At 64.9% G+C, this 13,372-nt stretch carries 12 protein-coding genes; 9 read left to right on the top strand and 3 right to left on the bottom strand.

The features are described 5' to 3' along the window. A partial coding sequence (locus AX681_RS08420) for a CopD family protein (protein ID WP_197424257.1) occupies positions 1-518 on the top strand: 518 nt, incomplete at its 5' end. Then, positions 518-1,171 (top strand): class I SAM-dependent methyltransferase, encoded by a 654-nt coding sequence (locus AX681_RS08415; protein WP_066660431.1) that lies wholly within the window; start codon positions 518-520, stop codon positions 1,169-1,171. The genes AX681_RS08420 and AX681_RS08415, both read left to right, overlap by 1 nt. A 7-nt stretch (positions 1,172-1,178) precedes the next feature. Here AX681_RS08415 and cueR read toward each other — a convergent pair whose 3' ends face one another. Both cueR and AX681_RS08405 read right to left on the bottom strand, forming a co-directional pair. Further along, positions 1,179-1,574, bottom strand: a complete 396-nt coding sequence (gene cueR / locus AX681_RS08410; RefSeq protein WP_066660434.1) for a Cu(I)-responsive transcriptional regulator — start codon at positions 1,572-1,574, stop codon at positions 1,179-1,181. Between the two features lie 16 nt (positions 1,575-1,590). Then, complete coding sequence (locus AX681_RS08405; protein WP_156442750.1) at positions 1,591-3,945, bottom strand: heavy metal translocating P-type ATPase; 2,355 nt, start codon at positions 3,943-3,945, stop codon at positions 1,591-1,593. Positions 3,946-4,141: 196 nt separating this feature from the next. Here AX681_RS08405 and AX681_RS08400 point away from each other — a divergent pair, with 196 nt between their 5' ends. From AX681_RS08400 to AX681_RS08390, 3 genes are read left to right on the top strand one after another with little or no spacing between them, the layout of a single operon-like run. Then, on the top strand, positions 4,142-4,408 hold the full coding sequence (locus AX681_RS08400) for a hypothetical protein (protein ID WP_066660440.1): 267 nt from the start codon (positions 4,142-4,144) through the stop codon (positions 4,406-4,408). Then, the gene (locus AX681_RS08395; protein WP_066660442.1) at positions 4,408-4,845 is read left to right on the top strand and encodes a periplasmic heavy metal sensor; all 438 of its coding nucleotides are present in this window, start codon (positions 4,408-4,410) and stop codon (positions 4,843-4,845) included. The genes AX681_RS08400 and AX681_RS08395 overlap by 1 nt, the downstream gene beginning before the upstream one ends. Continuing rightward, entirely contained in the window at positions 4,842-5,408 is a 567-nt protein-coding gene (locus tag AX681_RS08390) for an RNA polymerase sigma factor (RefSeq protein WP_066660444.1), read from the top strand. The genes AX681_RS08395 and AX681_RS08390 overlap by 4 nt, the downstream gene beginning before the upstream one ends. Here the strand turns inward: AX681_RS08390 and AX681_RS08385 are convergent. Continuing rightward, positions 5,405-6,631, bottom strand: a complete 1,227-nt coding sequence (locus tag AX681_RS08385) for an acyltransferase family protein (protein ID WP_197424256.1) — start codon at positions 6,629-6,631, stop codon at positions 5,405-5,407. The two genes, AX681_RS08390 and AX681_RS08385, sit on opposite strands and share 4 nt — an antisense overlap. A 198-nt stretch (positions 6,632-6,829) precedes the next feature. Here AX681_RS08385 and AX681_RS08380 point away from each other — a divergent pair, with 198 nt between their 5' ends. The 4 genes from AX681_RS08380 to AX681_RS08365 all read left to right on the top strand — a co-directional run bounded on the left by AX681_RS08380 (position 6,830) and on the right by AX681_RS08365 (position 13,369). Then, positions 6,830-8,680, top strand: coding sequence for a copper resistance system multicopper oxidase (locus AX681_RS08380; protein WP_066660449.1), 1,851 nt, complete (start codon positions 6,830-6,832; stop codon positions 8,678-8,680). Continuing rightward, on the top strand, positions 8,677-9,834 hold the full coding sequence (locus AX681_RS08375) for a copper resistance protein B (protein ID WP_066682039.1): 1,158 nt from the start codon (positions 8,677-8,679) through the stop codon (positions 9,832-9,834). The genes AX681_RS08380 and AX681_RS08375 overlap by 4 nt, the downstream gene beginning before the upstream one ends. A gap of 35 nt (positions 9,835-9,869) precedes the next feature. Then, a complete protein-coding gene (locus tag AX681_RS08370; protein ID WP_066660878.1) occupies positions 9,870-10,313 on the top strand; it encodes a DUF305 domain-containing protein in 444 nt (147 codons plus the stop codon). 356 nt (positions 10,314-10,669) lie between these two features. Beyond that, entirely contained in the window at positions 10,670-13,369 is a 2,700-nt protein-coding gene (locus tag AX681_RS08365; protein ID WP_066660848.1) for a TonB-dependent receptor domain-containing protein, read from the top strand. Positions 13,370-13,372: the final 3 nt, after the last annotated feature.

Here is a 13,372-nt window from a genome sequence, read left to right as displayed (position 1 = left end):
GGCACGGTGCGATCGGTGAAGGTCCGCTCGGCTGGCTGCAACTGGGCGGCGATATCGTTCATTTGCTGGCGGCCGGCGTCTGGGTAGGCGCGCTGGGGGCGATGCTCTTGCTGGTGCTGCGTCCGCAAGCCACAATCGATCGTGAACATTTGCAGCTGACGCACCGCGTCCTCGACGGTTTCTCCGTGACCGGCACGATCGTGGTTGGCCTGCTCGTCGCGACGGGCCTGCTCAACTTGATCGTTATCGTCGGCTGGCCGGGTATCGCTGCGCTTCCCGGCAGTCTCTATGGCCAGCTGCTGCTCGCCAAGCTCGTACTGTTCATCGTCATGCTTGGCCTGGCGGCTTCCAACCGGTTCCGCCTCGTGCCGCGCTTCAAAGTCGCAATGGCCGCAGACGACGAGGCGGGCGCGCTCTCCGTGCTGCGCCAAAGTCTTGCCGTCGAGACCGGATGCGTGGTTGCGATCCTCCTGCTTGTCGGCTGGCTTGGTACACTCGATCCTTCTGGAGCGATGTGATGGCGCCAGCGGGCGATGCCTTTGTTCCCGCGCTCGGCAACGCCAGACTCACGCGCTTCTACGACCTTGCGATAGCGTTGCTTACGCGCGAGCGGTATTGGCGCGGACAGGTCCTTAGGAAGCTTGCCCCAGGCCCCGATGACATCGTCATGGATGTCGGCTGCGGGACGGGGACGCTGGCAGTGATGGTCAAGGAAGCATGCGCACAGACGCAGGTCATCGGTGTCGATCCTGATCCGGAGGTGCTGGCGATCGCTCGCGCCAAAGCCGAGCGCGCCGCAGTCGCGGTCGAATGGCGCCGCGCCATGGGCGACGAGCTTGGCGAGGCGGTTGCCACCATCGTGGTGTCGAGCCTGGTTCTGCACCAATGCCCGCTTTCGGCAAAGCGCTCGATCGCCGCTGCGATGCATGCGGCCCTTCGCCCTGGCGGCCGCCTGGTCCTGCTCGACTATGGCGAGCAGCGCGGGTGGCTCATGCGCCGCCTGTTCGGCATTATCCAGCGGCTTGACGGCGTCGAGCTCACCCAACCCAATGCCGACGGCGTGCTGCCGCAGATCCTCGCCGATGTCGGGTTTCTGGCGGTGGCCGAGCAGGCCGTAATCAGGACATTGACCGGGTCCCTGTCGCTCTACACCGCGCGGCGCGGCGTGTAGCCGACCGTCAGTTCGCATCTCCGGAAAGTGAATCAAGGATCGGACAGTCCGGCCGCATATCACCATGGCAGCGACCGGCAAGATCGAGCAACGCGCGCCGCATCGCCTCGATCGCTTCGGCCTTTTGGCGCAGCTCCTCCGCGCGCGACGTCGCAAGCGCCTTGACCTCGGCGCTCGAGCGCGCCCGGTCGTGCCAGAGGTCCAGGAGCGTTCCGATTTCGCCGATCGGAAAGCCGAGGTCGCGAGCGTTTGCGATGAAGCGAAGCCGATGGACGTCGGCATCTGCATAGTCGCGATAGCCGCTGTCCCGGCGAAGCGCCGCCGGGATCAGGCCGATCTTCTCGTAGTGACGGATCATACGCTGCGACACGCCGCTCGCCTGCGCAGCCTGGCCGATGTTCATGATGCGAATCTCCGGATCACAAATGCACCAGCCGCAGGCGAAGCGCATTGCTGATCACGCTGACCGAGGACAGCGCCATCGCCAGCGCCGCGATCGCCGGCGAGAGCAGCATGCCGGTGAGCGGGTAGAGCAGTCCCGCCGCAATCGGCACGCCGGCGACATTATAGGCAAAGGCAAATACAAGGTTCTGGCGGATGTTGCGCATCACCGCGCGCGACAGACGGCGTGCGCGGACCAGACCGTTCAGATCGCCCTGAAGGAGCGTCACGCCCGCGCTCTCGATGGCGACGTCGGAACCGGCACCCATCGCCACCCCGACTTCGGCCGCGGCAAGTGCGGGCGCGTCGTTCACCCCGTCGCCGGCCATCGCAACCGCGCGGCCCTGGGCGCGCAGCTTCTTCACGACCGCGGCCTTGTCCTCGGGCAGGACTTCGGCTTCGACCTCGTCGATGCCGATACGCGCGGCGACGGCCAGCGCGGTGGTGCGGTTGTCGCCGGTCATCATCACGACGCGGATACCCTCGGCCTTCAAGGCGCGGACCGCTTCGGGGGTGCTGGCCTTGATCGGATCGGAGACGCCGATCAGCCCGGCGAGCGCGCCGTCGATCACCACGAAGATTGCGGTGCCGCCTTCGCCGCGCAGCGCCTCGGCCGGCTCGGCAAGCGTGGCGAGGTCGATGCCGTTCTCGCGCATCAGGCGGGGGCCGCCGAGGAGGAGCTTGCGGCCCTCGACTGTGCCGGTGACGCCGCGTCCGATGGGCGCGTCGAACGCCGCAACCTCGGCGAGACGGAGGCCGCGATCGTCGGCGGCGCGGACGATCGCTTCGCCGAGCGGATGCTCGCTGGCGCGCTCGACACTCGCAGCGAGGCGGAGCAGCTCGGCCTCGTTCTGGCCGGGCGCCGGAAGGACGAGCGTGACCGCGGGGCGGCCCTCGGTGAGCGTGCCGGTCTTGTCCACGATCAGCGTGTCGATTTTCTCGAACCGCTCCAGCGCCTCGGCATTCTTGATCAACACGCCGGCCTGGGCACCCTGGCCGACACCCACCATGATCGACATCGGGGTAGCGAGACCGAGCGCGCAGGGGCAAGCGATGATCAGGACCGACACGGCCGCGACCAGCGCATAGGCGAAGCGCGGCTCGGGACCGACCAGCGCCCAGACAATCGCTGCGGTCAAGGCGACGGCGATCACGCTGGGAACGAACCAGGCGGAGACTTTGTCCGCCATCCGCTGGATCGGCGCGCGGCTGCGCTGCGCCTCGGCAACCATCTGGACGATGCGGGCGAGCAGTGTGTCGGCCCCCACCTTGTCGGCGCGCATGACGAATGTTCCGGTCCTGTTGAGCGAACCGGCGATCACCGCGGCGCCCGGCTCCTTGGTGACCGGCATCGACTCCCCGGTCACGAGAGATTCGTCGATCGCGACATGACCCTCGGTCAGTTCGCCATCGACCGGAACCTTTTCACCGGGACGTACCCGTAGGAGGTCGCCGACCTGGATAAGGTCGAGCGTCACCTCTTCGTCGCTGCCGTCCGGGCCTAGTCGCCGTGCGGTCTTCGGCGCGAGATCGAGCAGCGCCTTGATCGCTCCCGAAGTTCTTTCACGGGCCCTGAGTTCCAGCACCTGGCCAAGCAGCACGAGGACGGTGATGACGGCGGCGGCCTCGAAATAGACCGCGACCGCGCCGTCATGGCCGCGAAACGCCGCAGGGAAGATCTCCGGCATGACCACCGCCACCACGCTGTAGGCGAACGCCACGCCCACCCCCATTGCGATCAGCGTGAACATGTTGAGGTTGCGCGATTTGAGCGAGGCCCAGCCGCGTTCGAAGAAGGGCCAGCCGGCCCAGAGGACGACGGGCGTCGCCAGCGCGAACTGGATCCAGTTCGAGAGCTGCTGGCCGATTGCCATGGTCAGGCCGGTGAGATGGCCGCCCATCTCGAGGACGAAGACCGGGATAGCGAGGATAAGTCCGATCCAGAACCGCCGGCTCATATCGGCCAGCTCGGGATTGGGGCCGCTGTCGAGCGTGATCGTCTCGGGCTCCAGCGCCATTCCGCAGATCGGGCAGGAGCCGGGACCGACCTGGCGGATCTCCGGGTGCATCGGGCAGGTATAGATCGTTCCCGCCGGCGCTTCGGGTGCTTGGGCACCGGGCGTGAGGTAGCGTTCGGGATCGCCCAGAAATTTCGAGCGGCAACCGGCGCTGCAGAAATGATACGCAGTGCCCTGGTGAAGAGCGTGGTGCGGGGTGGTCGCGGGATCGACCATCATCCCGCAGACCGGATCCTTCACGGCGGCCGGTGCGTGGTCCGTTCCGGCGCAGCAGCCATGGCCCCGCGGTGCATCGTCATGGGAATGAGTCGTCATCATGTTCCTCCGATGCGGCACGATGTAGGGCTTGACATCGTGTCAAGGTCAAGGCCCTCATTCCGATGTACGCAGCAGGGACAATTGTCCCTCGGCGGAAAGATCGGGCACAGGATCTGCGACCGTGCGAGAATCTGCATCGCCTTGAGGGCAAAGCGGGCGGCGCGCGTAAGATAGGTGGGGATAGAGGCAATATATGCGCGACGATTTGGACGATATGCTTGGACGGCTTGCTGCACGTCCGCCGCACCCGGGGCTGGCCGCCGTTTCGGTAGCCGTCCTGGAACAGATTTCCTTGCCGCAGCCACGACGTGACGGCTTTGCGCTCAGCGGCGCGCTCGCTGCGGTGGTGGCAGTGAGCATGGGCGTGGCGGGCGGCTGGTCTCCGGCCGCGCGTGCTCAGGTCGCGACGTTCGACGACAGCTGGCAGTTGGCGCCTTCGACGCTGCTCGGGGGCGGTTGATGAAACTCAAGCATATCCTGCTGATTGCCCTGATCGCATTCGTCGCATCGGTCGGCGGCGTAGCGGTTGGCCGCTATTTTCTGCCCGCAGCGCCCCAGCCTGGCGCCGAGCTCCATGCGCTGCTTCACAACGGGCTCGATCTCGACGCTGGCCAGCAGGCACAACTCGATCAGCTCGAACGCCAGTTCGGGCTGCGCAAGAAAGCGCTGGAAATGGCGCTTCGCGCAGACAATGCCCGTCTCGCTGCGGCGATCGAGGCCGAGCATTCGGCCGGGCCGAGGGTTCGAGAAGCGGTCGATCGAATTCACGTCGCGATGGGCGAACTTCAAAAGGAGACGCTAGCGCACGTCTTTGCGATGCGCGCGATCCTCCGTCCCGACCAGGCTGCCAAGTTCGACCAAGCGGTGGTTAAGGCGCTGACCGCCGAAAGCCGGTGACCTTCGATCTTGCTAGCCTGTCAGACGGCGAACTGGCCGCGCTGAGCCTCGTCGGGCGCAGCGCGGCGTTCGCGGAACTGCTCAAGCGGCACCGCGATGCCATCTACCGGATCGTCGCGGGCTCGATCGGCGACCCGGACGAGGCGCTGGATCTGGTTCAGGAGACTTTCATTGCGGCGCACGGCGCGCTTCGCCGGTACGATCCGGCGCGCTCGATGCGCGCCTGGCTCACCGCGATCGCGATGAATAAATGCCGCGACTGGGCGCGCCGGCGCGCGGTTCGCAAGCTGATCGCTTTCGCATTGCCGATCGACAATATCGCCGAGCGGGTGGCCGAGGATCGGCCGGGGCATGACGTCGAGCTTGCGGATCGCGATGCGCTGGCGCGGACATCCAAGGCGATTGCGTCGCTTCCCGCATCATTGCGCGAAGTGATCCTGCTACGGACCATCGAAGGGCTGTCGCAGGCGGAAACCGCGGCGACGCTCAGGATCAGCGAGAAGGCGGTCGAGACGCGCCTGCGGCGCGCGCGGATCAAGCTTTCCCAGGAGCTTGAGGCCTAGCGTCTTCCGCCGATCCCCATCAAGCGGCGAATGTGCCGGCGCGCAATCATGGTGTGTTTCTCGGTCCCACTTGCGAACACCCAACCGAACCCGATGCTGAACGCAAGGATCGCCAGCGCCAGCAGGATCGCCCCCACGCTTGGCGCGATCCGGTCGGTGGTGATGATGAGAGCCGTGCACAGGGCCATCAAGGGGAAGTGGGTCGCGTAAAGCGAGAAGCTGGCGCTTGCGCCGTAGCGCGCAAGCGCATTGACCGGCCCGGGAATGCGAGGTGGGTGCTGCAGCATCGCGAGCAGGAAGAGCGCGAACATCGCCGCCAGTGCGGGATCCTCCAGCCTGTAGTCGCCGCTGCGCGCCCAGAGCAATGTGGCCAGAAACAGCAGCGCTGCGGCACCGGTCGCGCGCGAGCCGCCTGGCAACTGGCGTGAGGACCGCTCGGAAAGATAGCGATCCGCAAAGACCAGCAGCGCGCCGCAGAGCCAGGAGACGAAACCCATCGGCAATTCCGGATTGAGCAGGCCGATGGCGAGGGTGACGAGTGCAAGCGAGACGCGCCGACCCGACACCAGCAGCCAAAGCGCCGGGAACCAGAGATAATACCAGAATTCGAAAGCGATGCTCCACAAGGGACCGTTCGAACCGAAGGGCCGCACGAGGACTTCCTGCAGGAAGAAGAGATTCCCGACCAGCACCTCAAGCGTCAGGTCGCTGCGGATATCGCGGGCAACGACATAGGTCCCGGTCGCTCCCCGATGCGTGGGCGAGTCGAGCAGCAAAATGGCGATACCGTCGAACACGCCGGTCAGCGCCAGTGCCGGAACGAGGACCAGCAGAAGCCGTACCAGACGGTCGCTCAGATAGGCTCGCCAACTCCAGCCTGTGCGGGTTCGGGCGACCACGCTTCGCGTGATCCAATAGCCGCTCAACACGAAAAACAGGATGACGCTCGAGTGTCCGAACCCCGCCGCGAAATAAAGGAAGTTCACGGCGATGTTTGCCGTGGGTTGGTAGTCGCGGATCAGCAGCGCCCAGATATGTCCGAAGGCCACGGCGACTGCCAGCAGCGTCCGCATCGCATCCATATGGATGTGTGCGGCGTTCTCGGACTGATCGTGCATGACTCCCCCAAAGCCTGCGGACGCGGGCGACTTCCCTGTCGCCTTCGCGCCCGCCGCTCCAAGGTTCTTACGTTGCGCGGCTCGCCATCCCTCGCCGTCAGGCATTGAGTGAGTGGGCAGTTTGGGGTTCGGGTTAGGTGACCGCATCATGGGTAGGCGGCGTTGGCCGGTCGGGCTGCGTTTTCATTGCCCCGAAAGACCAGGGTCGCACCGCATTGTGAAAAAAGCTCGGCTCGGTGGAAGAGGGATTTTCCGGAGCGGCGCGTAACAGTTGAAAGCGCAGGTCTCGCGCAGAGGAGCAAGATGACAAGGATGTTCGATCGCCGCCAGCTGCTGCGCGGTTCGATGATGGCGGGGGGCGGGATGGCGCTCGCCGCTTGGCTGCCCGCCTGGGCCCAGACCAACTCCAGCGGTATCGCGGCGCCCTTGCCCGAGGTGTCCGGCGAGGACATCCGCCTGCGCATCGCGCACCAGATGATGACGGTCGACGGCCGCGAGAGTCATGCGATCGGGATCAACGGCACCGTTCCCGGGCCGCTTATCCGCTTGCGCGAGGGGCAGAAGGTCCGGCTCCATGTTGAGAACACGCTGGACGAGGACAGCTCGATCCACTGGCACGGACTGATCCTGCCATTTCAGATGGACGGTGTGCCGGGCATCTCCTTCCCCGGAATCAAGCCGCGCTCGACCTTTACCTATGAGTTCCCGGTCGTTCAGGCGGGCACCTATTGGTATCATAGTCACTCCGGCCTGCAGGAGCAGATGGGTCACTACGGTCCGATCGTGATCGACCCGAAGGACGCAGACCCGGTCGGCTACGATCGCGAGCATGTCGTGGTGCTGTCGGACCACAGCCCGCTTCATCCGCACACGATCTTCAAGAAGCTCAAGCAGCAAGCCGGCTATTTCAATCGCCAAAAGCAGACGCTGGCGGGATTGCTGCGGGGCGAGGACCTGCCGCTCAAGGACCGGCTCGATTGGGGCGGGATGCGGATGGACCCGACCGACATTTCCGACGTCACGGGATCGACCTATACCTATCTTATCAACGGGCACGGCCCGAAGGACAATTGGACCGCGCTGTTCCGCCCCGGCGAACGGGTGCGCCTGCGCTTCGTCAACGCCTCGGCGATGACGATCTTCAACGTGCGCATTCCCGGCCTGAAGCTGACGATCGTGCAGGCGGACGGTCTCAACGTGCGTCCGGTCGAGGTCGACGAGTTTCAGATCACCGTCGCCGAAACCTATGACGTGATCGTGACCCCGGAGGATCAGGCCTATACGCTCGTGTCGGAAGCGGTCGATCGCTCCGGCATGGGGCGTGCGACGCTCGCGCCGCGCGCCGGCATGGTCGCGGCAGTCCCAGCGCTCCGCAAGCGTCCGATCGTCACGATGAAGGACATGGGCATGGGCGACATGTCGGGGATGTCCGGGATGCCGGGCATGGACCATGGCTCTATGCCCATGGGCAACATGCCGGGCATGGAGCAGGACTCCTCGGCTTCCGGCAGCATGCCCGGGATGGATCACGGCGCGATGCCCGGAATGGGCGACGGTGCCGCAAGCGGCCAGGATCATTCGGGTCATTCGATGGCCGGCATGAAGATGCGCGATCCGGCGAACGCGCCGCAGGTCCAGATGGGACCCGGCGTGCAGACGATCTCGCCGATGCCCGCGGACCGTACCGGTGAGCCGGGCCAGGGTCTGGAGGATGTCGGACACAAGGTCCTCACCTATCGCGACCTTGTCGCGCTCGATCGCAATCCGGACGTGCGTGCCCCGGGACGTGAAATGGAAATCCATCTGACCGGCAACATGGAGCGCTTCATGTGGGCGTTCGACGGCGTGAAATTTTCAGAGTTGAAGGCCCCGCTGGCGTTTGAAAAGGGCGAGCGCGTGCGAGTCACGCTCGTCAACGATTCGATGATGGCGCATCCGATCCACCTGCACGGGCATTTCTTCGAACTGGTCACAGGGCATGGCGACCATTCGCCGCGCAAGCATACGGTCAACGTGCTGCCGGGTGGAAAGGTGAGCTGGGACGTCACCGCGGAGGCGGGTGACTGGGCTTTCCACTGCCACCTCCTCTACCACATGCACGCAGGTATGATGCAGGTCGTCCAGGTCCGTCCGCTCGAGGGAGACGCAGCATGAAGACGCGCCTCCTGCTCGGCATCGCGCCGCTCATTCTCGCCTTTCCCGCCGCCGCGCAAGACCATTCGGGTCACTCAATGCCAGGTATGTCGATGCCGGGGATGCCCGCACCCAAGGCCACCCCGACCCCGGCGCCCAGGCCCACGCCGACCCCGGCGCCCAAACCGCGCGCTCAACCGGCCAAACCCAAGGCCCAACCGGCGACGCCGGCGCGTGCGACGCCTGCTCCCGGCCATGCCGGCCACGCACCGGACAAGCCGATGCCCGCCGAGGCTGCCGATCCCCATGCCGGCCATGCGATGGAACCGCAACCGGCCGAACAGCCCGCCGCTCCACACGCTGGCCATGATATGGCGGATATGCCCGCCGAAACCCCGCAAGACGCAGGGGCGCCGAGCGGGACCGATCTGCCTCCCGGAAACGCGACTGCCCCGGCCCCCGAACCGGGGCGGGCTGCCGACCGCTTCTGGGGCGCGGACGCGATGTCCAGGGCCGAGCGCGATGTGCGTCGCGAGCATGGCGGAGCCATGCTGGGCAAGGTGATGCTCGACCTTGCCGAGGTTCAGGTCCGGTCAGGCAACAACGGATATCGCTGGTCCGGAGAGGGCTGGTATGGCGGAGATATCAATCGGCTCTGGATCAAGTCCGAAGGCGAAGGCGTGTTCGGTGAAGGCGTTGAAGGCGCCGAGGTCCAGGCGCTGTTCAGCCACGCGATCGACCCCTATTGGAACGTGCAGGCTGGCGTCCGTCAGGATCTGGGACGGGGACCGCGGCGCACCTATGCAACGGTCGCGATTGAAGGTCTGGCCCCTTACTGGTTCGACCTCGAGGGCACGCTGTTTCTTTCCGACAAGGGTGACATCCTCGCGCGCGCTGAGGGCAGCTATGATCAGCGGATCACCCAGGACGTCGTGCTTCAACCGAGGTTCGAGATAAATCTGTCCGCGCAGGACATGCCCGCGAACGGCATCGGAGCTGGTTTCTCCATTGCCGAATTGGGGCTGCGCGTCCGCTACGAGAAAGTGCGCGAATTCGCTCCCTATGTCGGTGTGTCGTGGGAGCGCCGTTTCGGACGGACCGCCGACTTCGCGCGCGCGCGCGGCGAAGGCACAGGCGGGTTCAGCTTCGTCGTCGGCGTCCGGACATGGTTCTGAGCTGAGCGCGGCCGGGCCAACGAGGAGAGGTGGAAATGAAGAATCCCTATATCAACCTTGCGGTCCAGTCGCTCGTGGGCGCGATCATCATGTATGCGGTCATGTTCGTGATGATCGACGGCCTGTCGAGCTTCTACAACAACCTCAACATGGCCTATATGACGCTGATGATGGTCACGCCGATGATCGTCCTGATGATCGTCGCAATGCCGCACATGTTCCCGTCCAGGCGCGCAAACGGGCTGCTGCTGCTCGGTTCCCTGGCAGTATTCGTCGCCAGCTATGGGCTGATCCGCACCCAGACGACCATTGGCGATGCCCAGTTCCTGCGATCGATGATTCCGCACCATTCGGGCGCGATCCTGATGTGCCGGGAAGCGAAGCTCAGCGATCCCGAGATCAAGGCGCTGTGCGACCGCATCATCGAATCGCAGCGCCAGGAAATCGACCAGATGAAGGCAATGCTTCCGCGTACCTGAAGCGTCCGCTCCCTCGCGGTCGCAGTGCCGGGGCGATCCCGCCCATTTCGCGCCCGGCCAAAGGCGGCGCCGATAGGTGCGCGCGGCCGGACCGGTGCTTCCCGCCGGTCCGGCCAACCCTATTACGCAAGTTAAAAGGATTGCGTCGATGGACCGGCGACGGTGGCAGCGAACACGCGCTTGCGCGAAAAATTCTCAGCGGATGAGGGGTGGTCGCCGCAATTGCGTAATAAAAGGGGCTATACTCGCAAAACGTCCAGCTATCGTTTTGATTTAATTCATTATTTTCTGTTGACCTGTATATACAATTGGTCTCTCTTCCGGCTTCGGGACAAAGCCAAAAAAGGGGGGGCAAGATGAAAACCGCTCGCATTCTGCTCGCAGCGACCATGCTTTCGCCGATTGCGCCGGCCATGGCGCAGACCACCGCGCCGGGAGACCCCGCTGCCGAAACCGCCACGAGCGAGACGCAGGGCGAAATCCTCGTTACCGGCAGCCGCATTCGTCGGCAGGACATTGCAGGCGTCGGTCCGGCCACTGTCGTCTCTTCCGAGCAAATCGAGAATACGGGCATCGTCAACGTCGAGACGCTATTGCAGCGCCTGCCCGCCAATGCCGGCTTCGCGGGCAACCAGACCTCGGCCTATTGGACCGGTAACGGGTACGGTACCGCCCAGGTCAATCTGCGTGGCCTGGGCATCAAGCGCACGCTTGTCCTGCTCAACAACCGCCGCCTCGTCGCCGGTGGTACCGGCGCGAACTCATCGCCCGACCTCAACATGATTCCGGTGGCCGCGCTTTCGCGCACTGAAGTGCTCAAGGACGGGGCCTCGGCGATCTACGGCGCCGACGCGATGGCGGGCGTGGTCAATTTGGTGACGCGGACCGACTTTGACGGCATCGCCATCAGCGGGCGCAGCGGGATCACCGCACGCGGGGACGGTGCCGATTATACGATCGACGGTTTGTGGGGCGTGCGCGGCGAGCGCGGCGGCTTCCTCGTCGCGGCCACCTGGCAGAAAACCGAACCGATCAACATGGCAACGCGCGCGCCCTGCGCGCTGGCCGAGACCAGCCTCGGAACCCTCAGCTGCGTCAACAGCGCCTCGACGATCGGCGGACGCGCAGCTTTGCCCAATGGGCAGCAGATCAATTTCAATCAGGTGCCCGGCGAAAACGGCAATTTCTACGAGCCCTACAGCGCCGCCAAGCACAATTTCAATTCGGCGCCGTTCCTGAACGCCGTCAGCCCGATCGAACGCATCAGCACGGGTGTGTTCGCGGACTACGATCTGGGTGGCATCCAGGTCTTTGGCGAGATGCTTTACACCCGGCGCAACTCGAACCAGATCGCGACCCCTGGCACGCTCAGGAACCTGTCGATCCCGGCGAGCAACCCGACCAATCCCACCGGACAAAATCTGGTTCTGATCCAGCGCCGGCTTGCCGAGCCCGGGCCGCGCCAGTTCTTCCAGAGCAGCGATACGTGGCAGGGCACGCTGGCCCTGCGCGGCAAGCTCGGCAATGGATGGAGCTGGGAGGTCGCGGGCGCCTATGGCCGCAATACCGCGGTCGATGGCTCGACCAACATCGCCAATCTCCAGCGGGTTGGCGAGACGCTTGACACCTCCCGGTGCAGCAATGCCCCCGGTGCCGCGATCCCGTGCGGCGACTATCTCGGATTTGGCGACCTGACGCCGTCGGTGCTCAACTATATCCTGTTCACCTCACGCGACCATGGCGGGAACTCCCTCCTGTCGGTGACCGGCGACCTCAGCGGCGACCTGTTCCGCCTCCCGGCCGGAACGGTGTCCTTCGCGACCGGCGTCAGCTACCGGCGCGAGAAGGGCTGGCGCAACCCCGACCCGCTTACGGTCGCCGGCGTCGCCAATACCAATCAGCAATCGCCCATTTCCGGCACGACCCAGGCCAAGGAAGCCTATGCCGAATTGTCGGTACCGATCCTCGCGAACACGCCTTTCTTTCGCGCGCTGACCGTCGATGGTGCGATCCGCTATTCCGACTATGACCTGTTCGGAAGCGACTGGAACTACAAGCTGAGCGCCGACTGGACCATCGTCGAAGGCGTTCGCGTCCGCGGCACCTATGGCACGGGCTTCCGCGTCCCCAACGTCCCCGAGCTGTTTGGCGGGGTGTCGGAAGGCAACCTCACGACGACCGACCCGTGCAGCCGCTATTCGACCAGCACCAATGCGACGCTTGTCGCCAATTGCCGTGCGTCCGGGGTTCCTGCAGGCTATGTCCAGCTGGGTACGACGATCCTGACGACGGTCGGCGGGAACCAGAACCTCAAGCCCGAATCCTCGAAGAGCTGGACGCTCGGCACCGTGCTTCAGCCACGGGGGATCGTGCCTGGCCTGTCGCTCACCGCCGACTGGTTCGACATCGACATCACCGGCGCGATCCGTGCCATTCCCGGCTCGACCAAGCTATCGGTCTGCTATGCCAGCACCAACCTGTCTCACCCGTTCTGCAGGGATTTCAGGCGCAGCACGCTCACTGGCGAAGTAACCTATCTCTCGGCTCAGCCGATCAATACCGGGCGCGAAATGATGAGCGGGCTCGATCTGGGTCTGGTCTATAGCCACCGCATCAACCGGCTGGAACTCAGCGTCGATCTCAATGTCACCTATCTCGACAAATATGTGATCGAGCCGTTCCCTGGCGGCGCGCCGATCGTCTTTGACGGCCATATCGGCGGCGGCAATGGCGGCTACCCGAAATGGCGCGGCTACGGTGTGATCACCGGCAAGCAGGACGGTGTCAGCCTGACCTGGTCGACCCAGTGGATCGGCACCGCGACCGACTTCAACGCCGCACCAACCGCGATCGGCTACCGTACGCCGAACATCTTCTACCACAACCTGCAGATCGCCTTCGAGATCACGCCGAAGACACGGTTCCAGATCGGCGTGGACAATCTGTTCGACAAGGCTGCACCCTATATCGCCAGCTTCACCGACGGTAACACCGACACCATGACCTACGACCTGATGCGCCGGCGCTTCTATGTCGGTTTCCGCACGGCCTTCTGAGCG

This window comes from Sphingomonas sp. CCH9-E2 (assembly GCF_001557215.1).
Taxonomy (GTDB): domain Bacteria; phylum Pseudomonadota; class Alphaproteobacteria; order Sphingomonadales; family Sphingomonadaceae; genus Sphingomonas.
Note: the sequence above shows the minus strand (reverse complement) of the source record. Positions and strands in the feature narration are given on the sequence as shown.